At 45.7% G+C, this 21,827-nt stretch carries 17 protein-coding genes and 1 pseudogene; 6 read left to right on the top strand and 12 right to left on the bottom strand.

Annotated elements, in window-relative coordinates:
* The coding region (locus L5M29_RS21295) for a transposase (RefSeq protein WP_411569023.1) at positions 1 to 229 on the top strand (229 nt) is incomplete at its 5' end.
* Positions 230 to 249: 20 nt separating this feature from the next.
* On the opposite strand, the pseudogene L5M29_RS21290 reads toward L5M29_RS21295, so the two are convergent.
* The 3 genes and pseudogenes from L5M29_RS21290 to L5M29_RS21280 form a co-directional block, all read right to left on the bottom strand.
* Positions 250 to 1,833: pseudogene (locus L5M29_RS21290) on the bottom strand (putative bifunctional diguanylate cyclase/phosphodiesterase); the annotation flags it as partial.
* Between the two features lie 9 nt (positions 1,834 to 1,842).
* Positions 1,843 to 2,277, bottom strand: coding sequence for a response regulator (locus tag L5M29_RS21285; protein WP_105250317.1), 435 nt, complete (start codon positions 2,275 to 2,277; stop codon positions 1,843 to 1,845).
* A complete protein-coding gene (locus tag L5M29_RS21280; RefSeq protein WP_263169948.1) occupies positions 2,274 to 4,427 on the bottom strand; it encodes a CHASE domain-containing protein in 2,154 nt (717 codons plus the stop codon). The genes L5M29_RS21285 and L5M29_RS21280 overlap by 4 nt, the downstream gene beginning before the upstream one ends.
* A 324-nt stretch (positions 4,428 to 4,751) precedes the next feature.
* Between L5M29_RS21280 and L5M29_RS21275 the strand changes: the two genes are divergently transcribed.
* Positions 4,752 to 4,928: a PA3496 family putative envelope integrity protein gene (locus L5M29_RS21275; RefSeq protein ID WP_006079984.1), complete on the top strand. Its 177-nt coding sequence runs from the start codon at positions 4,752 to 4,754 to the stop codon at positions 4,926 to 4,928.
* Positions 4,929 to 5,469: 541 nt separating this feature from the next.
* On the top strand, positions 5,470 to 6,825 hold the full coding sequence (locus L5M29_RS21270) for a flavohemoglobin expression-modulating QEGLA motif protein (RefSeq protein ID WP_105250320.1): 1,356 nt from the start codon (positions 5,470 to 5,472) through the stop codon (positions 6,823 to 6,825).
* Positions 6,826 to 7,013: 188 nt separating this feature from the next.
* On the opposite strand, the gene L5M29_RS21265 is transcribed toward L5M29_RS21270, so the two are convergent.
* The 3 genes from L5M29_RS21265 to L5M29_RS21255 all read right to left on the bottom strand — a co-directional run bounded on the left by L5M29_RS21265 (position 7,014) and on the right by L5M29_RS21255 (position 10,044).
* Positions 7,014 to 8,453 (bottom strand): MBL fold metallo-hydrolase RNA specificity domain-containing protein, encoded by a 1,440-nt coding sequence (locus L5M29_RS21265; protein ID WP_212599622.1) that lies wholly within the window; start codon positions 8,451 to 8,453, stop codon positions 7,014 to 7,016.
* 117 nt (positions 8,454 to 8,570) lie between these two features.
* Positions 8,571 to 9,440 carry a DUF2927 domain-containing protein gene (locus L5M29_RS21260; protein ID WP_028761823.1) on the bottom strand — a complete coding sequence of 290 codons (870 nt, stop codon included), beginning with the start codon at positions 9,438 to 9,440 and terminating at the stop codon, positions 8,571 to 8,573.
* 367 nt (positions 9,441 to 9,807) lie between these two features.
* A complete protein-coding gene (locus L5M29_RS21255; protein ID WP_028761824.1) occupies positions 9,808 to 10,044 on the bottom strand; it encodes a thioredoxin family protein in 237 nt (78 codons plus the stop codon).
* Positions 10,045 to 10,603: 559 nt separating this feature from the next.
* Between L5M29_RS21255 and L5M29_RS21250 the strand changes: the two genes are divergently transcribed.
* Positions 10,604 to 12,241, top strand: coding sequence for a lactate permease LctP family transporter (locus L5M29_RS21250; protein WP_113939189.1), 1,638 nt, complete (start codon positions 10,604 to 10,606; stop codon positions 12,239 to 12,241).
* Between the two features lie 401 nt (positions 12,242 to 12,642).
* Here the strand turns inward: L5M29_RS21250 and L5M29_RS21240 are convergent, their stop codons facing one another.
* The 4 genes from L5M29_RS21240 to L5M29_RS21225 form a co-directional block, all read right to left on the bottom strand.
* Entirely contained in the window at positions 12,643 to 12,969 is a 327-nt protein-coding gene (locus L5M29_RS21240; RefSeq protein WP_263169942.1) for a putative quinol monooxygenase, read from the bottom strand.
* 99 nt (positions 12,970 to 13,068) lie between these two features.
* Entirely contained in the window at positions 13,069 to 13,524 is a 456-nt protein-coding gene (locus tag L5M29_RS21235) for a GNAT family N-acetyltransferase (RefSeq protein WP_263163685.1), read from the bottom strand.
* A 162-nt stretch (positions 13,525 to 13,686) separates the two neighbouring features.
* Entirely contained in the window at positions 13,687 to 15,315 is a 1,629-nt protein-coding gene (locus L5M29_RS21230; RefSeq protein ID WP_263169939.1) for a DHA2 family efflux MFS transporter permease subunit, read from the bottom strand.
* 1 nt (position 15,316) lies between these two features.
* Complete coding sequence (locus L5M29_RS21225) at positions 15,317 to 16,375, bottom strand: HlyD family secretion protein (RefSeq protein WP_173247738.1); 1,059 nt, start codon at positions 16,373 to 16,375, stop codon at positions 15,317 to 15,319.
* Between the two features lie 94 nt (positions 16,376 to 16,469).
* Here L5M29_RS21225 and L5M29_RS21220 point away from each other — a divergent pair, with 94 nt between their 5' ends.
* Together L5M29_RS21220 and mscL are read left to right on the top strand one after the other, a co-directional pair.
* On the top strand, positions 16,470 to 17,414 hold the full coding sequence (locus L5M29_RS21220; RefSeq protein ID WP_263169935.1) for a LysR family transcriptional regulator: 945 nt from the start codon (positions 16,470 to 16,472) through the stop codon (positions 17,412 to 17,414).
* A 203-nt stretch (positions 17,415 to 17,617) separates the two neighbouring features.
* A complete protein-coding gene (mscL, locus tag L5M29_RS21215) occupies positions 17,618 to 18,028 on the top strand; it encodes a large-conductance mechanosensitive channel protein MscL (protein ID WP_105250328.1) in 411 nt (136 codons plus the stop codon).
* Between the two features lie 76 nt (positions 18,029 to 18,104).
* Here the strand turns inward: mscL and L5M29_RS21210 are convergent, their stop codons facing one another.
* Together L5M29_RS21210 and L5M29_RS21205 are read right to left on the bottom strand one after the other, a co-directional pair.
* Positions 18,105 to 18,428 carry an antibiotic biosynthesis monooxygenase family protein gene (locus tag L5M29_RS21210; protein ID WP_113939195.1) on the bottom strand — a complete coding sequence of 108 codons (324 nt, stop codon included), beginning with the start codon at positions 18,426 to 18,428 and terminating at the stop codon, positions 18,105 to 18,107.
* Between the two features lie 170 nt (positions 18,429 to 18,598).
* On the bottom strand, positions 18,599 to 21,823 hold the full coding sequence (locus tag L5M29_RS21205; protein ID WP_263169933.1) for an efflux RND transporter permease subunit: 3,225 nt from the start codon (positions 21,821 to 21,823) through the stop codon (positions 18,599 to 18,601).
* Between the last annotated feature and the right edge of the window lie 4 nt (positions 21,824 to 21,827).

The following is a 21,827-nucleotide window of genomic DNA, read 5'->3' as shown; positions in this document are numbered from 1 at the left end:
TGAAAACAGCTTACACTGGGTGCTAGATGTCTCAATGAAAGAAGATAGTTGCCAGATTTACCAACATCATGGGGCAGAAAATTGGGCCATGCTTAGGCAAATATCACTCAATATGCTTAGGGCAGAACCTTCTAAGGGAAGCATTCCGGCGAAACAGAAAAGAGCTTGGATGAAACCTGAATATCTAGAATCGGTTTTATTAGCAGGATTGCAGTTGGGCGAATTTTAAACATTCATGCGGTTGCCCTGCTCAGCTACTGATATGACATTAAACCCATGGGCGAAGTTAAGTAATGCAGCGAGCAAACGAGTGTCTTTATCATCCTTATCATAGGAAGCGACAAAGCTTTTATCGATTTTCAGCACGCTAATGGGAAACAATTTGATATGTTCTAAGGACGAAAAACCCGTCCCAAAATCATCGAGGGCAAAACGCACCCCTAACTCGGCGATTCTATCGAGCATTTTGGCATGTTCATGGGGATCTTCAATAAGGCAATTTTCAGTAATTTCAAGCTCTAATGCTACAGCAGGAAGTCCTGTCTTAGTCAGCGTACTCGCTATTTTATCAAACAGGTTCTCATTTCCAATTTGCGATGCAGACAGGTTAACGGCAATGGTGAATTCTTTCCCTGTTGGCTGTAATTGGGTTAGCCAACTCAATGCCTGTGTACAGGCTTGCTCAAGTACCCAGTCATCAATGTCCTCCATTAATCCGATCTCTTCGGCTATGGGTAAAAACTGATCTGGGGCGATAATACCATCCACAGGATGCTGCCATCGGATAAGGGCTTCCATCCCCACCAGCTGATGGGTTTTCGCATTCACTTGCGCTTGATAATGAACCTTAAATTCATTTCTTTTTAAGGCAGTACGCAAACTCGACTCGATATGATTACGGTAACGCACCTCTTTATCTAAAGCTTCTGAGTAAAACTGAATCTGGTTTCGGCCCATTTTTTTAGCGCGATACATAGCGATATCGGCACATTTCATCAGCTCAGAACTGTTCGAAGCCGCTTCATTATAAAAAGCCACGCCGATACTGGCACCAATAAGCACATCGTTTTCACCGAGACAAAACACGTCCTCAAACACTTTTAACAATCGATTAGCCACAATCATAGGGAAATATTTATAATCATTATCAGTGACTAGCACGACAAATTCGTCCCCACCTAAACGGGCAATAATGTCGCCATCTCGTAGTACTTCACTTAATCGAGCGGCTACTTTAACTAAAAGAATATCCCCCGTCTGATGGCCTAGAGTGTCATTGATCGCTTTAAAATCATCTAAATCGAGTAAGATAACGGCTAAATAGTCGTGACAACGTTTGGCCCTTGCTATCGCTCGATTAAGACAAAGTTCAAAACCATAGCGATTAACCAGCTTAGTCAACGAATCGTGTTCAGCTAGCTCTTTTAGTTTTTGGTGGCTATTACGTAACGCCAACGCCATTGAAGATCTTTGTTTCGCATAACGAATTGCACGGGTTAGTATCCGCGAGTTGACCTCATCTTTAAGCAAGAAGTCCTGCGCGCCTAGTTCAATACAGCGCTGAGCCAGTTTCTCATCTTCATAGCGACTCAGCATAACGACTACGGTCTGATCTTGCGTCATGGCATTGAGCTTGATCAACACTTCTAAGCCATTAGCATCGGGTAATAAATAATCCAATAGAATACCGTCAAAATGACGTTCTAATGCGAGATTTAAACCATCAAATGCACAATTTGCTTCGACCACATTAAAAGTCAACTTTGACTGTCTGAGTGCTCGGATGATCGCAGTTCTATCAACTTCATCATCATCGATCAGTAGTAAATCCATATACTCACCTTATGCGGATGGGAGCTCCACTATTCGCCAGTAACCTTCAAGCATATTAAAAATATTGTTAAAACCATCTTTCATATCAGTTTTAACCATATAACCAGCCACATGATGGCTATAGGCTTTCATCCTATCTTCATCGGTACTCGACGTGGTGAGCATAAAAACGACAGACGAAGAAAGAGAAGGATCTGAACGTATTCGCTCAAGGAACTCAAACCCATTCATTCTTGGCATATTAAGATCCAGCAAAATAAGATACGGACCTTTGATCGTGTCTAAACTCGTTAGAATAGTTAATGCTTCGATCCCATCCCGAGCACGCACTAAGGGATTGAGTAACCTCAATTGTCTCATCGCCCGCTGCACGGCCATGTAATCCACGTCATCGTCATCAACCAATAAAATGGTGACCTGTTGATAGTGATTTGCTGCGCTCATAGAAGCTCCTTTTTCACTATTTGCTTAGGCCAACTAAAGCAAAAACAACAACCTCGGCCCTGCGATTTGAGCTGAATCTCTCCACCTAAACTTTCAACCGTTTTCCTCACAAGTGATAAGCCTAAACCACTGCCTTCAACTTCATCCCTTGGTTTAAGTGTTTGAAACATATCGAAGACTTTTTCATGATATGAGCTTGATATCCCCGGACCATCATCTATCACACTGAATCGATACTGATGATCAACCGCCTCACATAAAACCGTAATCACACCTGTACCTAAGTCATGGTGTTTTATGGCGTTACTGATCAAATTTCGTATAACTAATTCCAACAATGGTCTTACGGTATAAAAATTCGGAAATTCACCTTTTAGTACTAATTCAAATCCCTGTGGCGGCGCGACGAGCGCAAACATGTCTTCAGCCAGTTGCCGACTGTTGACCTCTGTGGTTTCAGTATCGACACGGCCAATACGGGAAAACATCAATAGCCCATCGAGCAGTAACACCATGCGATGAATACGACTTTGGATAAGCCCGAGATATTTCTGCACGTTTTCATTGGCGTTATCGGATAAATCCTCTGCTAACCAAGAAGTTAACTGCTCGATACCCCGTAGTGGGGATTTCAAATCATGGGAGGCGATATAGGCAAAGCGGTCGAGTTCTTGATTAATCCGCTCAAGCTCTTGCATGTGTTCTGCACGCTGAACTTCAATGCGCTTACGTTCAGACACATTGTTAATCGTCGCGAGAATGAAAATGCCATTACTGAAATGAATAGGCGTCAGCCCCACCTCTATCGCGAGTCGACTGCCATCTTTACAACAGCCAAATAAGTCATCCCGCATCGACATATTTTTCGCGATCGGCTGCACTAAGTAATTATTCATGTGCTGCTGGTGCACATCCCTCAGCGCGTCTGGCAATAACATATTGATAGAGCGGCCGAGTAACTCGTCTCTGGCATAACCAAATAAACGTTCCGCATGGGTGTTCACTAACGTAATAATCCCAGCCTTATCGACCATAAACAGTGCGCTTGGAGAGGCTTCAATGACGAGTCTAAAGCGTTTTTCATTCGCGATTAGCTCAGAGGTAAGCAATGACTCTTTATATCGATTACGCGCCATGATTAGCACAGAATAAAACAGCGCCAAAATGAATGCACAACCGATAAATTGCAGCCAGATACCTTGGGTCTCTTCCGATCTTGAGATAAAACGCGATTGTGATGAAATGTCCAAGCGCCACGGCCTACCGCCAATCAAGTCGGTCTGTGACTGATAAAACACATCTTTTTGATTTGGCAGAACTTTACTACTAGTAAACATTAAACTGTCGGCATTTGCCTGCGGGCTTTCATAAATGGCGAGCTTCAAACCTGAGAATCGATCCCCCATAATTCCTTGCATGAGGTCGTCCATCCTAAACGCCGCATACACGAGTCCAATCGCCTGCTGTTTCCGCTCTGCCTCCGTTGCCACAATCCCTTGATAAATTGGCAAATACATCAAAAAACCCGCTTTAGCATCTTCGGGCGTATCTTGCACTAAGGCGACCTTGCCAGAAATAGTTGGCTGACCAGTGCTAATGGCGTGCTCTATGGCTTTGCGCCGATTAGCCTCGGAGCACATGTCATAACCAAAAGCTCTTTGATTGCGCCAATCAAAAGGTTCTAAATACAAGATCACACAATACTGATCACGAACTCCTTCTGGGTACACTTTATAGTCTTTAAAGCCTTCGGCCTGAACTTGTTGGACGTGGGCATCTAATGTGTCAGGCTTAAGTAACTGAGCATAGCCAAAGCCTTGGAAACCCGGGTAATACTCGGATAAATGTGCATTGACAACATAGGTTTGCCATTCCTTGCGGGTTACACTATTGGAGGACAATAACAAGCCGACACCACCGCGTAAGACCTGCTCGTAGGCAAGCATTCTGCGATTCACCGCTTCGGTTAACTCTTGAACACTGTTCTCGAAACGCTCTTCACCACGATCTCTAAGATATTGCTCCAGCACATACCAAGAGATGCCCATAAAAAGTAAAGCAGCGACAATCATCAGCCAGCTAGAACTCAGCACGCTAAAGTAGATACTATTTGATGGGCTATGCGATTTAGAAAACTCATCCTTGTCCATATGAGCCAATTCCCTAGCAAAAGATTAGCAATAAACACAGCTACAAGTGTTGTTGCAATTATGCCTAAATTCAAGTTTATCCTACTATTTAACTCGGAATTAACCCGAATATATCGATGACACTGTTGTGCTCTCAATCACAAAATAAGCAAGAACTAAATTAATCCAATAGGCAATCCCAGTCTTGGCTTGACGCTAAACCGCAGCGGGCACAATTATCCGGCACACGGGAAGAATTTTTCACCCTGACTCACAAAATTATTTGCTTTTCTACCATACTCTTTTTAGTTAGAAAGTCGTTAGGAACAACAAGAGGAATTCGTTATGGCTCATATTACTGAAGTCGTGCCCAACGATACTGAACTTGAGGCAATGACCACACCAAGAAACAGCAAAGCCGCCGAGGCAATGCAGCATAGACGCGAAGTCAAAAAGCGTTTAGAAGACTACCTCGAGCGGGCGGAGTTAAAACGTGCATTAGGAGATGACGATTTTTTCTAGCCAATTCTATCTCGCTATCTCGTGGTCAAAATGATGGGATGATGATCTCAGTCGGTGATCATTTGTTTCGAACTCACTGAGTTTTGGCCCACTAAAATCGAATATCTCACCCAGCCAATAATGCTGGGTGTGACTCTGCTTTAGCTCACTAACCTCCAGATTTAATATCGCGTCATCACGGTCATTTTTACCACTCTTGTCGGCTTGAGTTTTGATTAATAAGCATTCAGCCTGAACACACTCAAATAACTCATCGCTGTCATGCTTTGCTCCAATCAATCTATTTCTATATCAAGAACAAAGCAGCTTTAATGTCATATCAATAAAATATTATTAAACAGATGGTTACTTTTTTATGTCCCATAGACATAGCGCTAGAATTGTAACAAGTGCACCAAAATGATTCACAAAATCGATAACAGCTAATTTATTTAATCGGTATATTTTCTCAGCTAGCCTGCGAATCAATATGAATAAATGAGGTTTAAGGCTATGATTAGCCACATCTCTCTCGCTGAAATTACCTGCAGGATATACGGGAATGTCTGAGTCGTTAGCCCAATATCAACAAGATCTACGCCGTTTTTCCGATGAATTAATTCGCATTCAAACGCCAATAAAAATCTTAGATGCCATTAAATGGCCGCGGGAAATGGAGGAACGTTTTCTCTCCAATAAGGGCACGGTACTTCCGGCTATTAAGCAAGAGTTCTATCAAAACATTGCTTTACCTTTTGATCCTGTTAAAACCCAAGCTGAGCTAGCCTCCCTAAAGCAGGACATCCATAGACGTTTGGGTAAACGAGACAAACTCGGCAAAATATTAGTGGCAAACGTCGATCAGTATCGCCTTGTCATCGATATGTTGGGGAACAGAGGTACGCCAACCTTTGGTAAGCTCAGCCAAGAATTGTACGGCAGTGCTAGCCATAAACTGCATGGCGATCGCCATACCTTGCGCCAGTTAGGCGATAAACTCAGCTACATTTTCTCGCTGCCCGCGGCGAGGCACATGAATAAACACCACCCTAAAATTATTAGCGCGCCAGAAGCGGTTAACGTGCTCAGCCAACGTTTAGAAAAGTACTTCCATAGCGATGATATGCGTGTACGCCTTAGTGACGGTATCGTCTCTGACGCTGCAGTCGGTGGCGACACTGTTAAGCTCAATAGCAAAGCAATGTTCAGCGAATCGGATCTTAATGTATATGAAGTTCACGAAGGTTGGGTGCATGTCGGCACAACGCTAAACGGCCGAGCTCAACCCCACGCCACTTGGCTCAGTGTCGGTTCTCCGCGCGTAGCAGCAACCCAAGAAGGTCTAGCCGTTTTACTGGAAATGCTGACGCTAAGCTCAAATCCAGGACGGGCTCGGCGAATTAGTGACCGTGTTGCCGCGGTCGATATGGCTGAAAATGGTGCTGACTTTATAGAGGTATTCAATTATTTCAGAGGATTGAATCTAAGTGCGACAGACAGTTACCGTGTCACTCAAAGGGTTTTCCGTGGGGGTATGGTGGAAGGCGGCAGTTTCTTCACTAAGGATATTTCCTATGTGCGTGGCTATGTGGAAAACATTAACTTTATCCGCAGCGCCATCACCTCAGGCCTTCCTGAACTCATCCCTATGCTATTCCTCGGTAAATTGGCGATCGAAGATATCCCCGTGTTATACCAAGCTTGCCAAGAGGGCATTCTGACTACGCCTAAATATCTACCGCCCATGTTTGATAACTTTAGTGGCCTTTATGCTTGGTTTGGTTTTGCATCAGGTTTAGCAGGAATCGATTTGAAAGGTGTACAGCGCCATTTCACACGCTTATTTAAAGACGTACCGAATGTCGTCCCGACCTTTGAGTTACTCGATGATACTGAATTTGACAACAACTCGGACTAATACAGTAATCTGATTTTTTTAAAATAAAAAAAGCTCACAACTATGTGAGCTTTTTTATAAAACTAAACGCTAATCTTCGATAGAAAAACCTTCACCATTACATTCAAAATACAACTCATCGCGAGCTCGCATTGCCACACGTGTAGAAGATAATGGCATTTCCACCCAACCTTGCACTTTCAAATCTTTTAAGGCTTCCACACTAACTGCGGCAGTGCATTTAAATCCAATCGGTCACCCTGGGTCGCGATTGCTATAGCCTTTGGTTTAGTCTGAGGATCTTGGTTAATCACATCGACTAATCCATGCTGCGCCTCGGGTTCTCCATGGACTAAAATTAACGGCGGCTGGCCTTCAAAATGGTGATACCAACGTAATAACTCTGCTTGATCCGCATGGGCTGAAAGTCCACCCACTGTGTGTAACTTAGCCGCGACTTTAATGCTGTTACCATGAATAGACAGTTCCTCAGCGCCATCGACGAGGGCACGCCCCGGTGTTCCAAGCGCTTGATAACCACAAATAATCACATCACATTCTGGGCGCCATAAATTATGCTCTAAGTGGCTACGAATACGTCCACCGTTACACATGCCGCTCCCTGCGATAATGATCAATCCCTTATGCACATCGTTCAGCGCTATCGACTCTTCGGTCGTTTGGATAAATTCGACATTCGACAACAGCGGATGCTGCCCAGGATGTTGGCGGGTAAAGCGTTTAAAGTCCTCATCCATCAGCGGATAATTATTAACGTAGACGCGGGTCGCCTCAATTGCCATCGGACTGTCTAGGCAGATTTTCCAACGGCCGAGATCCCATTCTTTAGCATATAAATGAAATAGATATAATAACTCCTGTGCTCGTCCAACCGAAAAAGCGGGCAGCAATATATTGCCTTGGCTCTCGTTGACTGTCTTAGCAAAAATGGCTTTCAATTCGGCTAAGGTATCCGTCCAACTGCGGTGAAAACGATTGCCATAGGTGCTTTCCATTAAGACTAAATCTGCCGTATCCACTAAGGTAGGATTACGTAAAATCGGCATACCTGCACGGCCAAGATCGCCACTGAAGACGATTTTCTTCTGGGATTTTCCCTCACCTAACCACAATTCGACTAAGGCGGAACCTAAAATATGCCCTGCATCTGAGAGGCAAATATCCACATGGGGAATAACCCGAGTCACTTGACCGTATTCCAATGGTACAAATTGGGTTATCGCGAGTTCAGCATCTTCAACGGTGAATAGCGGTTCTAGGGGGTCAAGATCATGTTTAGCACGCTTTTTATTGACTCTTTCGGTATCGCGGGTCTGCAGCATAGCCGCATCTTTGAGCATGATGGCGCACAGCTCTGCCGTGGCTTTATGGGTGTAGATAGGCCCATCAAAACCCGCTTTGACTAAGAGTGGTAAACGCCCAGAATGATCGATATGGGCATGGCTAAGCACGACAGCAGAAATAGACTCAGGATCAAATGCGAAGGGATCATGATTACGCAACTCATCAGACTTACCGCCTTGGATCAAACCACAGTCGAGCAATAAGTGTTCATGATCAACCGAGAGTAAATGACACGAACCCGTCACTTCCTCTGTCGCCCCTAAAAACTGCAATGTCATTCGCATGGTGTCCCTCCAAGGTGTTTATCTCATATAAAGATAGACTATGCCCTTATTCCTAAAACAAAAAGGATTAATTAGTCACGTGCGAGCAATGTCAACTTTAGCTGTAATGCTTAGTCATCAATAACCTAACAATGGGTACAACTGACCTTGACGTACCGTTTTGCCAGCGTTAGCAATAGTGCCATCGCGCAGCCATTGTTCGAGCAAAATCTGCAAAGGCTGTTTGACCTCTGCGGCCGTCATTCCAGCGCTAATACTTGGGCTATAGAGTAATTTAAGCAAAATGAAATCGAGCCCAGTGAGTAAGTCCTGCGGGGTTTTGTCGTTAAAGATGGAGGGAAATACTTTCTCTGAATCATTGGGTAAACCAAGCACTTGGGTTATCTCTTCCACTACGCAAGCCACTAACTTACCGTGCATTTTGGCTTGATCTACAGGAATAATAATCCAAGCACGTTCAATCTCTTGCCGTGAATTGAGAGCAAATTTTGCCATACACACAGAGCCATGGACATTTTTCGCCGAGCTCGGTCCCATTAAGCGCATCACCTCACTTGCCCATAGGGATTGACGGGTAAAAACTAAGTGCAGATTCGCCTCAGAGAGCGTATCTACCCGTTGAATATCGAGGCCGGTGATCTGGCCTAAGTGTGTTAAGTGCATCAACACTAATTGAGTGTGCAGCGCCTTATCACCCACTTGATGCTCAATAAACACTCGTACCGGTATGCGCCACTTACGCACGCTATGTTTAGCAAGGTCATACTCATTTTGTAGGGCGACTTCACTAAATGCTTGGGTGATATAAGCGGAGTTTTTCCAATCCGTAGCGGGCGTTAATACTTGGGTTAATCCGGGAGATGTTTGAGCAGCAAACAAAGGCAAAGCGAATAAACTTAGCGTTAGAAAAAGCCCTAAACGAAACAGACGTGCAGTAAAAAATAACCAACTGTAGAAACGTGTTAATACCCTAAGCCACTTTTGCATTGGCACTCATCCCGCAACTTGACGAGGTCACTGAATCAAAATCATAGCAGTGATACTGATAAAAGAAGTCGAAATCTGCAAACAACCTCATACAACATAGACTCAATAAACTCGCCCAGATAATGCAATGCCGACTAAACCGTTGCCAATAAAACCCCATAATAAAATTACTACACAAAGCATCAATACATTGTTTTTAAAAACATTATATTTAATATCATTAATCGTATACTGATGATATTACAACACCATTGCCAAGGATTCAGGATGACAATGGTGTGCATTTTTAGCTTAAGCGCTTTCTAACGAGCATAATCCGTGCAACTATTCAGCGAGCTCACTAATATGAGCTGGTATTTACAACAGCTTAGTCCCTTAACCACCCCTCAACTTCATCGCGCGTCGGTACTGAGCCGCTATGTATGAGCTCACCATCGATCACTACCGCTGGGGTTTTCATCACTTTAAATTTCAATAGGCTTTGAGGATCTGTGTCCTTTTTTACAATCACATCCACACCCATTTCTTCTGATATGTCCGCAATCATCTCAGCGGTTTTGCTACATTTAGCGCAACCACTGCCTAATACTTTGACTTGTTTCATGTTACTTCCTCAACGAACTGTGCTGCAAAATTAAAAAATTCAACCTACTGTCATACTCGCAGCCACATATAGCAAGGTAAATTTCCAGCCATGCAAACTCATAGACAAGAGTATGGCAACATCTATAGCTCAATTCAGGCCACAATAAGATAACTGCATTATTAGTTGCATTGATTGCTATTAATTTCTATATCTAAAGATAAAAAATATTTATAAACCATCTGTTATAAACACTACAAAAAACTAAACCAGTACAGCCTAGTTTTTCATAAATCACAATACTCTAGTTAAGTTCACGACTCACAAAAAATAATCTTGATAACACAACAAATATTAATATAGCCTAAATTAGATGCTTGGTGAATACAGCTAAAACAGGCAATATTTTACTTGATTATTATTTAGATATTTCCCCGTCATCATTTATCCACACATCTCGTGACCCATATCACTTATTGCAACATTTAAGATTGATCCTACATCACTAAACACTAGTATCTGCTATGTTGCGGCTGCGACACGATTTATCAACATATTATAACAATACGGAAACCTCCCTATGACCTGGACCCAAACATACACGCCACTCGGTAGCTTGTGGCTAACCGCAATGGTTGCTTTACTGCCTATTGTGTTTTTCTTCCTAGCCTTAACTGTGTTAAAACTTAAAGGCTATATCGCTGGGGCATTAACCTTATTAATTGCCTTAGCAGTCGCGATACTCGCCTACAAAATGCCTATTAGTATCGCGCTTGCTTCTGCTATATATGGTTTTAGTTATGGGTTATGGCCAATTGCTTGGATTATTATTACCGCAGTATTTTTATATAAAATCACCGTTAAAACAGGTCAATTTGAGGTTATTCGCTCGTCAGTCATCTCAGTCACAGAAGATCAACGATTACAAATGCTATTGGTTGGCTTTTCATTTGGAGCCTTCCTCGAAGGTGCTGCTGGATTTGGTGCACCTGTTGCTATTACAGCTGCGTTACTTGTCGGGCTTGGATTCAATCCATTGTATGCAGCAGGACTTTGTTTAATCGCAAACACGGCACCCGTCGCCTTTGGAGCTATGGGTATCCCAATTATCGTAGCAGGTCAGGTTTCATCACTAGACCCATTCCATATTGGACAACTCGCTGGCCGTCAGTTGCCAATTTTATCGATTATTGTCCCCTTCTGGCTCATCGCAATGATGGATGGCATCAGGGGAATACGTCAAACTTGGCCCGCAACATTAGTAGCAGGCGTTTCATTTGCGATCACCCAATTTTTAACCTCAAACTTTATCGGCCCCGAATTACCCGATATTACTTCGGCGTTAGTCAGTCTAATTTGTTTAACGTTATTTTTAAAAGTCTGGCAACCAAAAGAAATATTCACTTTCTCAGGCATGAAACAAAGAGTTACTACCCCTAAATCTACTTTTTCTAATAGCCAGATATTTAAAGCATGGTCTCCCTTTATTATTCTCACAGCGATTGTAACCCTGTGGAGTCTTAAAGATGTACAACTGGCATTAAGTTTTGCCACTATCAGTATTGAAGTACCTTACTTACATAATCTCGTTATCAAAAGTGCACCTATTGTCGCTAAGGAAACCCCTTATGCAGCAATATATAAACTTAATTTATTAGGCGCTGTTGGAACAGCAATTTTAATCGCAGCAATGATCTCAATTGTGGTCCTTAAAATGTCAGTAAGTAATGCACTGACATCCTTTAAAGACACTTTAATTGAATTAAAATTCCCGATATTGTCAATTGGATTAGTATTAGCATTTGCCTTTGTCGCAAACTATTCAGGTCTATCTTCAACCTTAGCACTCGTGCTCGCAGGCACTGGCGTAGCATTCCCCTTCTTTTCGCCATTCTTAGGTTGGTTAGGTGTGTTTTTAACAGGTTCAGACACCTCATCAAATGCCCTATTTGGCGCGCTGCAAGCCAATACAGCAAACCAAATAGGTGTAACACCGGAGTTATTAGTCGCCGCAAACACTACGGGAGGAGTAACGGGCAAAATGATTTCGCCACAATCTATTGCCGTTGCTTGCGCTGCAACGGGATTGGCGGGTAAAGAATCAGATCTTTTCCGCTTTACGCTAAAGCACAGTCTATTTTTCTGTACTTTCATTGGCGTGATCACAGTACTCCAAGCATACGTAGTCCCTTGGACATTAGTGTTTTTCACTAAATAAAGCGATATCTAAGATATATTAAAAGCCGAGTGATAAACCACTCGGCTTTTTAGATTGGAATGGATATAAAACTCACTCTGCGATGAAATTCGAATGGGTTCAATTAAGCAAAGTAGCAAGGCAGCTTTATTAATCCCAGTGAAGTCATACAATCAAAGTCTAGGTTGTCATTCTTGTCGTAGATAACTACTCGGTACATTGATGACAAATGCAACTTAAGCCAGCAACTTTGCCTTATCCTTACCTAATACGCCTTTTAGCACTAAAGAGTTAAAGTGCAATGGTTCCAGCTGCGGCCATTAGTCACTTGCAGTATCAATGAGATCCATTCGGATAGAGATCTAAATACTGGCTCGATAGCATTAATCAACACTGCAAGCTCCTAATCGTTTATCTCATGGCTAAACAATCACTTGATGATAGGTTTCCACATGGTATGACTCGACTAATTCGGGCATCACTTGGTGGAAATAGTGTTGAATTGCATCTTTAGCGCAGTGCTCATCAAAGGCGGCAATATCGACAAACTTTTCTACAAACGTCACGCGGCGTGGTTCATCACGGCACACATTGAGTTCGTAACGAATACAACCCGCTTCGCGGCGCGTATCAGGAATAAGGCTCGCGAGCGCAGCTATTAGTGCTTCGGTTTTGCCCTCTTTAGCCAGAAAACTCGCCACGCAGGCAATTTGCTGTTGATTGATTCTATAGTCCGTTGAAGTCGACATCTCAGTTCCTTATTGGCTTAATGTTGAATGTTTATATGCCAAGCTTTTGTTGATCGCTTATGTTGATAATTGATGTAGATAACTCATATTGATAGCCGCTTATGCTGATTGATAGCGCATATCCAAATGGGGAATACCATCTTCTAAGTACATCTCAGAGCAGGCGACAAAGCCGAGTTTTTGATAGAAAGCTTTGAGGTAATCTTGGGCGCCAATTTGGATCCCCGCATCGGGCCAAGTCGTCAGTGCTGATTCAATGGCGTGCTGCATTAAAGGCATGGCTAGCCCTTTGCCTCGACCCGCTGGCGATACCACCACACGGCCGATACTCGCCTCTAGATAACTCAACCCCGGCGGCAAAATACGCGCGTAGGCAAGCAGTTCCCCGTCTGGCGATAAACCGATCAAATGCTGGGTTTCTGGATGCCTATCCTTATCGTCAAGCTCTGGATACGCACAGGCCTGCTCTACCACAAACACATCGACTCTTAGCTTCAATATGTCATATAGCCTATTGGCATTTAATTGATTAAATGTAAGATTTTGCCACTGCAAACGATATCCCTCTGCAAATCATCGAAAAAGAACTTTGAGTCTACCACAGCATAAAGACCATAAAAAAGCGCCTTAATCCGCGAGGACTAAGGCGCAAAGCTGTTGCGCAAACCAATAGATCTGGGGAAATCTATGGCGACAACAGGATAACGAAAAACGTTATTACTCGACCATGGCATCGTGGGCCACAGGCCCTGTCGGTTTACGGATCAGCAGCACAGCGAATACGGCGATGAGTAGCAGAGCGCCCATGATGTAAAACACATCGTTATAGGCCTGAATATAAGCTTGCTGACTCATGGTTTTGCCCAGTAAAGCTTTCGCCTGCGCGGCAGCGGTATAGGGATCAGAACCTCCCGCCTGCAACATGCTTGCGCTTTGGGTTAAATAATCCTGTGCTTGTGTGCTCACTGCGGGTAAAGATTCCTTAATATGAGCCAAATGCCCGCGCGACAAAGTGTCAGTCAGGGTCGCCACCAGTGCGATACCAAAAGCACCACCTAAGTTACGCATCACGTTTAATACCGTCGATGCCGAGGCATTTTCATGGGGTTTTAAATGCATGGTCGCAAGCATTCCAATTGGCACCAGAATAAAAGGCTGACCTAATGCCCGCACTACTTGCGAAGCGATCATCTGCGGTCCAGCATAATCTGCGGTCATCTGGCTATTCATGTAATAGCTAATGGCGAACATTAAAAAGCCAAAGGCAGCGAGATAACGACTATCGAAGCGCTCCATCAATTTCGGCACTAAGGGCAAGACCAATAGCTGCGGAAATCCCATCCACATAATCACGCCACCAATCTCTAACGGTGTGTAATCATGGACTTGTGATAGATAAAGTGGGATCAAATAAATAGCGCCGAATAATGCCATGCCCAGTAAAAAATACGCCACGGTAGAGAGCACAAAATCACGCTTACCGAGCAGGCGCAAATTCACTAACGGCTCTTTACGCCTTAGCTGGATCCAAACAAACAACACCAGATTCACGACGGCAATAATGGCCAGATTACGAATGAGTTCTGAACCAAACCAGTCCTTGCGGTTACCTTCTTCGAGCACCACTTCAAGGCAACCCATCCCCAGCGCCATAGTGACTATGCCCGCCAGATCGACATTCTTCAGCTTATCCCAAACGACCGACTGCTTCTCTAAACCGTAGGCCAACATGGCCATCACCAACAAACCCGGTGGCACATTGATATAAAACAGATAATGCCAGCTAAATTGCTCGGTCAGCCAACCGCCTAAGGTCGGGCCGATTGAAGGCGCAAATGTGGCAGTCACGCCAAATAATGCCATGCCGACAGCACGTTTGTTATCGGGTAAAAACTCAAGAATAAGCCTAAAGGCTAACGGAATCAGTGCACCACCAAAGAAGCCCTGTAGCGCCCGAAAGGCGATCATGGCCTCTAAGTTCCACGCGATTGAGCAAAGCACAGAAGCAAAGATAAAAGCAGCCGTGGTCCATAACAGATAACGCCTGACCGACAATCCCGTACTGAGCCAGCCAGAGAGCGGGATCGCGATCATTTCAGCCACCAGATACGCGGTTGAAATCCAGCTGCCTTCTTCGAGCGTTGCCCCAAGGCTGCCTTGAATCTCCTTCATCGATGCATTGGTGATTTGAATATCGAGGATCGCCATAAAGGCGCCGATCAAACCACCAAATACCGCAATCCATGAACGGCGACTGCCACGTTCATAATCGCTAGGCTTTCTAGGTACACTGATGCCCTGCGCCTCAATATCGGCAGACGCAGTGATAGAGCCAGTTGCGCTCATACTAACGACCTGTATTTGCAGCGATTGCCGATATTGCAGTACCCGACGCCGTATCCACTTTCACGACCGCACTTAAGCCCGGTAGCATGTGTGCTTCTTCCTCAGATAAATCTAAGCGAATACGCACGGGAATTCGTTGGACGATTTTAGTGAAATTACCTGTAGCGTTTTCCGCTGGCAATAGACTAAATTTGGCTCCGGACGCCGGTGACAGACTATCGATAACACCTATAAAGGTTTTGTCGGGAAACGCATCGAGACTGACCTGCACCGACTGTCCTGGTTGCATATGTTGGATCTGGGTCTCTTTAAAGTTCGCCGTGATCCACACTGCCCCATCCGGAACCAAACTGTAGAGTGCTTGGCCGGGTTGCACGTACTGCCCCACCATAGCGCCACGTTTACCAATCACCCCAGAAAAAGGTGCGGTCACACGGGTATCATTTAATTGAATTTTCGCCAGTTCTAAAGTCGCATCGGCCTGCTCTACTACTGAGCCCGCCTGATCTAATTGGGCATTAAAAACCGCTAACTCCCGTTGCTTTGCCACTAACACGGCTTGAGCTTCATCGAGACGGGCGGCGGCAGAATCAAATCCGGCCTGTAGTTGATCGACATCATCTTGGGAGCTGTAATTACTGACTTTAAGCTTTTTTGAACGGCTCAATTGTTGTTGTGCCCGTATTTTATCGGCCTTTGCCGCTACCACGCCTGCGCTGGCTTGAGTGATTAACGCCCGTTGCAACTCCACCTTTGCGGCTAAGGTTTGCAAGTCCGCCTTCGCACTCGCCTGTGAGGCTTCGGCTTGACTCACTTTGGCACTAAACTGGTTATCTTCTAGCTGAGCTAATAACTCACCCTTTTGCACATGCTGGTTATCAGTTACATCGCTTAACACAACGTAGCCAGGCACTTTCACGCTGATATGGGAAATATCGGCCTCAACATAAGCGTTATCCGTGGTTTCGATAAAACGTACCTGTGTCCACCAGTAATAACCGCCTCCCGCAACTGCAGCGAGTAACAGTGGAACGGCGATAATGAGTTTACTTTTGGACATGAATGACTCCTTGATTAGTGATATCTAGTGTACTACTGTCTCACTAAGTTTATTAGTCAGTAAAAAATCAACCCACTGTTTCACAGGTGTAACAATGATGGATCTCAATCGCGTGCAAATTTTCGCTCAAGTGGTCGAGCAAGGTAGCTTTACTGGCGCAGCTAAAGCCCTTGGGCTCACTAAGGCAACCGTCAGTCGCAAGATAGCCGAGCTCGAAGCCGATACCGGCACACAACTGCTTTTTCGCACCACCAGAGCCCTAAAACTCACCGAAGCAGGATCGAGTTATTACAACAGGATCAATAAGATCCTCAGCGATCTGCAGAGCGCCGAAAATCAGCTCAGCGCCCAACAGCAATTGATTAAAGGCAATCTAAAAATTGTCTGCCCAATTGAATTAGGCCAATTGTTTTTAGGGCCGATTTTCGCGCAGTTTTTAACGCTTTATCCCGAAATCACCATAGAGGCTGAACTCACCAACCGTAAGGTCGATGTCATAGAAGAAGGTATCGATCTGTTATTTCAAATTGCCGATTCGGGTGACACTCGCTTGCAAAGCTATGCCTTAGTCAACGCCCATAAATCGCTTATGGCAAGCCCAGCTTATTTAGCTGTCCATGGAACACCCAAGGTGCCACAGGACTTAGCCAAACATAAAGCGATTCGCTTGCAGTCGGCGCATATTGAAGGTGCTTGGAAATTATTCGATGGTAAAACTTGGATTGTCGCCGAGCCCAAGACTCAACTGACGGTAAACAATGTCACCCTCGCTCGCGAGGCCGCCATTGCGGGGCTTGGGATCACTGCGGTGCCGTCCATCATAGCCCAAGTCGCATTAGAAAAAGGCGATTTAATCCCGCTACTAGATGACTATCCAATGGTGCAAACTAAGGTAGTGCTTAGCTATCCACAGCGGGCGTATCTACCGCGAAAATACCGCGTCTTTATCGAATTCATCTATAGCTCCCTATTTAAACGTTGGGGATCGCAAGTCTTAGAAGTCCCTGATTTTATCGGCCATGCCGATCTAGATGAATAAATCGAATGCCCAAAAAAGTAACAATTGTTACTTTGTAAAGTGAAAATCATTGCCTTGAGGATAAATCCTCTATGTCAGAATTGCCTTAATCCATAAGCCCCTATAAGCTTGGCAAGGTAACAGGCTGCAAAAGACCTTAGGTTTTCCTGATACAGTTTGCACAATAAAATTTAACATTTAATCTCAATTTTGGAGGAAACCTAATGAGCTTAATTAAAGAGTTCAAGGCTTTTGCGTCCCGTGGCAATGTGATCGACATGGCCGTTGGTATCATCATAGGTGCCGCATTCGGCAAAATCGTCTCGTCCTTCGTGGCCGATGTCATCATGCCACCAATTGGCATCATCCTAGGTGGTGTGAATTTTAGTGATTTGAGCATAGTGCTACAGGCAGCTCAAGGCGATGCGCCTTCTGTGGTCATTGCCTATGGCAAATTCATTCAAACTATTATCGACTTTACGATTATCGCCTTCGCCATTTTTATGGGTTTAAAAGCCATTAACACCCTAAAACGCAAGGAAGAAGATGCGCCTAAAGCGCCACCAGCACCGACCAAAGAAGAAGAGTTGCTGTCTGAAATCCGCGATCTATTGAAAGCTCAACAAGAAAAATAATCTCAAACTTAAGTGTCACGCATAAAAAACCCATCTCTAGAGATGGGTTTTGTTTTTACATCAGCGAGATAAGTGATTACTCAGCTTCAACATGCACAGTTTCACTGTAATCTTGCACTACTTCTGCCACCCGAATGCGATAAGAGTTAAACAAACAGGGCACTATACCCGTTTGCTCGGCAATGCTGTGGGCCATCTGATTGCGCCATTGGGTAATAGAGGCTTGGTCCTCCCAGAACGACAGGCTCAGTACTTTGCCATCGTCGGTTAAGCTCTGAAAACGTTCGATCGAGATCAGCCCCGTACGACCTTCTAAATATTGGCGCATTTCAGCCGCCACGTGCAGATACTCTTCCTTTCCTTCCTTTGTCGGGATGACTTCAAAAATTACCGCAATCATAATGTTCTCCAGAAATGAATGTCCTTAATGTCGACTCTAAGACTAGCCCATCTATCACTCTTTAGCTCACTGATTTTTAGAGTTTTAGTCAATGTGATAACCCTGTCTACAACGAAGGCAATAACCCGAAACATAACAAGTTATTGCCCACGATGACGGCTTACTTGTGATTAACCGAGCTCATCAATGCGCTTATCGCCGCGATATAACCAGCGATACAAGGTCGGCAAGACGAGTAAGGTCAGCGCCGTCGAGCTAAACAAGCCACCGATAATCACCACTGCCAAGGGCTTTTGGATCTCACTGCCAACACCCGATGACAATAAAATCGGGATCAAACCTAAGGCCGAGGTCAGTGCCGTCATCAATACCGGGCGCAAACGCCCAACCGTGCCCTCATAAACACAATCATAGAGTGCTTCGCCGCTTTGCCTGCGCTGATTAATCGAATCCACCAGCACCACACCGTTGAGCACCGCTACCCCAAATAGAGTGATAAAGCCAATAGAGCTAGGCACAGATAAATAAGTACCACTGACATACAGGGCCACTATGCCGCCAATCAAAGCTAAGGGCACGTTCGCCATGATGAGCAACACTTGCTTGAATGAACCAAAGGAGAAGTACAACAACAAGGCAATCAAAGCGATAGAAATCGGTACCACTAGCATCAACCTTTGCTGCGCTCGCTGCTGATTTTCATACTGGCCGCCAATGATCACTGTATATCCCGCTGGCAAATCCGCCTTTGGCACTAGGGCATAAATATCTTTTACAACCGAGCCCATATCGCGTCCCGCCACGTTGGCCTGCACCACAACACGGCGCTGCACATCGTCACGGCGAATATTCGGCGGCGCCATTTCCACTTCGACGCTGGCGACTTCCCCTAAGCGCACTGTGGCGCCATTTGTACCGCTGAGTAACAAGTCTTTAATCGCATCCGGGCTTTGGCGAAACTCGGCCGCGAGTCGCACATTGATGTCGTATCTGGCATTGCCATCGATCACTTGTCCTGCACTCGCGCCGCCAATACCTTGGCTGACGAGGCTCATCACTTGATCGACACTGATGCCGTAACGCGCCAATAGCTCGCGTTTGGGGCGCACGACTAATTGCGCCTCGCCGCTCACTTGCTCAAGCGACACATCCACGGCGCCGGGGATTTTCGCGACGAGATCGGTAAGCGCTTGGCCTTTCTGTGATAATACCGCTAAATCAGGGCCGAAGATTTTAATCGCTAGCTGGGCTTTTACCCCCGAAAGTAATTCATCTACCCGAGTCGCAATCGGCTGCGAAAAGGTCAACAAGAGTCCAGGGAATACGCTGAGCTTTTCCTCCATCAAGCGTTGCAGTTCCAAGCGCGAGCTTGCCGACTGCCACTCTGCTATCGGTTTCAAGCCAATATAGACTTCAATATTACTCACTGGCTCGGGATCGCCGCCCAGTTCAGGCGCACCAATGCGGCTCAGGGCATATTCCACCTCGGGAAATGCTAGCAAAATAGCCTCAAGCTTAGGTGCGACTTGGAGCGAAGTGCCTAAACTCGCCGTTGGTGCCAGCGTCACCCTCAAGTTAATCGTGCCTTCCTCCAGTTCAGGCACAAATTCGGTACCCAGCCTTGGTAGCAATAATAGACTCAAGCCGAACATCACCAAGGCGCTGAGCATCACCACCTTTGGCCTAGCAAGCGTTGCCGTCAGTAACTTGCGATAAGCGGCATCCAGCGGCGCTAAAATCACACTTTGTTTAAGCAGTACACCGCGCTTAAACAGATACACGGCAAGGGCTGGCACGGCAATCAGCGCCACCAGCAGCGCCGACATCATAGCCAAAATGATACTGACCGCCATCGGCTGGAACAGCTTGCCTTCAACGCCTTCGAGGGCAAATAACGGTGCAAATACGACGATAATAATGGCGGTGGCGAAGAAGATTGGACTACACACCTCTTTTGCCGCGAGCATTATCCGAATAACCATATTCGATTCGCTGACATCACCACTGGCTTTAGCGCCATCCTCCTCGCTGTGATAGGGATCATCCTCACCATCGGCACGCGCCCTCGCCTCGGGTAAATGGCGGCGATCCGGTTGGGTTAAGTGTTTGAAAATATTCTCCACCATCACCACAGAGCCATCGACTAACATACCAATCGCCACAGCTAAACCGCCGAGCGACATCAGGTTTGCCGACAAGCCATAATAGGACATCACCATAAGTGCGAGCCCGATAGACACAGGAATCGACAGCAGCACCAGCAAGGTCGCGCGGATATTGACGAGGAACAACGCCAAGATCACCACGATAAACACAAAGGCCATTAGCAGCGCATCGCGCACTGTGGTCACAGCCTTATCGACCAGATCCGCTTGGTCGTAAAACACCTCAAAGGACACGCCATCGGGCAAGGCCTGCTCAATAAGGCTCACCCGCGCACCAATATCGTCAATCGTCGCCTTAGTGTTTGCCCCCATGCGTTTGAGCACGACACCAGCCACCACTTCACCGAGATTTTGCACTTGGCCAGATTCATCGCGGCGCGTCATAGTCACTGCCCCGACACGGATCTCGCTGCCGAAATCCACCTGAGCGATATCGCCAATACGCACTGGCGTACCGCTGGCTTCGGTCAGAGGGATCTGCGCGATCGCCGCCAATCCCGCGTCTCCTGCGGGCAACATGCCATAGCCGCGCACCACAAGTTGCTCTTGGCCTTGGTCCATAAACCAACCGCCAGCGTTGCGGTTATTGCTCTCTAGCGCTTCGGTCACCTGCGCCATAGACAAGCCATAGGCACGCAGTTTATTCGGCTCGACCTGCACTTGGTATTGGCGCACATCGCCACCAAAAGACAAGACTTCAGTCACGCCGCCCACGGGCATCAATATCAACTTCACCAGATAATCATTTAAGCTACGCAGCTCGGCGGCATTAATGCCAGAGTTAGGTTCTGCGCGCAGAATATACTGATAAATCTGCCCTAATCCCGAGGTATTCGGGCCGATTTCAGGCACTCCGACGCCGCTTGGGATCATCTCCCGCGCCGCCTGCAACTGTTCAAACACTTGCTGACGGGCGAAGTAAATATCCGTCCCCTCGGCAAATACCACAGTCACAATCGACAAGCCAGTGCGCGATAACGAGCGCACCTCAGTCACGGCTGGCAAGGCGTACATGGCCGATTCCACCGGATAACTGATAAGTTTTTCCACCTCTTCTGCAGCTAAGCCTTCGGCCGCTGTATTGATGGTCACTTGCACGTTAGTCACATCAGGAAAGGCATCGAGATTCAACTTAGGTAACATGGCCACACAGCCCACAATCACGGCGAGCAGAGCCAATACCACTAACAGCCGATTTTTAATCGCGGCTTCGATTAACTTTTGCAACATAGAA

The organism is Shewanella sp. SM95, from assembly GCF_025653595.1.
In the GTDB taxonomy this organism is placed as follows: domain Bacteria; phylum Pseudomonadota; class Gammaproteobacteria; order Enterobacterales; family Shewanellaceae; genus Shewanella; species Shewanella oncorhynchi.
Note: the sequence above shows the minus strand (reverse complement) of the source record. Positions and strands in the feature narration are given on the sequence as shown.

Excerpts from the sequence above, each read along its gene's own strand:
- L5M29_RS21265 (WP_212599622.1), bottom strand. The coding sequence starts at position 8,453 with ATGCGAATGACATTGCAGTTTTTAGGGGCGACAGAGGAAGTGACGGGT.
- L5M29_RS21220 (WP_263169935.1), top strand. The coding sequence starts at position 16,470 with ATGATGGATCTCAATCGCGTGCAAATTTTCGCTCAAGTGGTCGAGCAA.
- L5M29_RS21255 (WP_028761824.1), bottom strand. The coding sequence starts at position 10,044 with ATGAAACAAGTCAAAGTATTAGGCAGTGGTTGCGCTAAATGTAGCAAA.
- L5M29_RS21275 (WP_006079984.1), top strand. The coding sequence starts at position 4,752 with ATGGCTCATATTACTGAAGTCGTGCCCAACGATACTGAACTTGAGGCA.
- mscL (WP_105250328.1), top strand. The coding sequence starts at position 17,618 with ATGAGCTTAATTAAAGAGTTCAAGGCTTTTGCGTCCCGTGGCAATGTG.
- L5M29_RS21250 (WP_113939189.1), top strand. The coding sequence starts at position 10,604 with ATGACCTGGACCCAAACATACACGCCACTCGGTAGCTTGTGGCTAACC.
- L5M29_RS21225 (WP_173247738.1), bottom strand. The coding sequence starts at position 16,375 with ATGTCCAAAAGTAAACTCATTATCGCCGTTCCACTGTTACTCGCTGCA.
- L5M29_RS21260 (WP_028761823.1), bottom strand. The coding sequence starts at position 9,440 with ATGCAAAAGTGGCTTAGGGTATTAACACGTTTCTACAGTTGGTTATTT.
- L5M29_RS21285 (WP_105250317.1), bottom strand. The coding sequence starts at position 2,277 with ATGAGCGCAGCAAATCACTATCAACAGGTCACCATTTTATTGGTTGAT.
- L5M29_RS21230 (WP_263169939.1), bottom strand. The coding sequence starts at position 15,315 with ATGAGCGCAACTGGCTCTATCACTGCGTCTGCCGATATTGAGGCGCAG.
- L5M29_RS21280 (WP_263169948.1), bottom strand. The coding sequence starts at position 4,427 with ATGGACAAGGATGAGTTTTCTAAATCGCATAGCCCATCAAATAGTATC.
- L5M29_RS21205 (WP_263169933.1), bottom strand. The coding sequence starts at position 21,823 with ATGTTGCAAAAGTTAATCGAAGCCGCGATTAAAAATCGGCTGTTAGTG.
- L5M29_RS21270 (WP_105250320.1), top strand. The coding sequence starts at position 5,470 with ATGTCTGAGTCGTTAGCCCAATATCAACAAGATCTACGCCGTTTTTCC.
- L5M29_RS21210 (WP_113939195.1), bottom strand. The coding sequence starts at position 18,428 with ATGATTGCGGTAATTTTTGAAGTCATCCCGACAAAGGAAGGAAAGGAA.
- L5M29_RS21240 (WP_263169942.1), bottom strand. The coding sequence starts at position 12,969 with ATGTCGACTTCAACGGACTATAGAATCAATCAACAGCAAATTGCCTGC.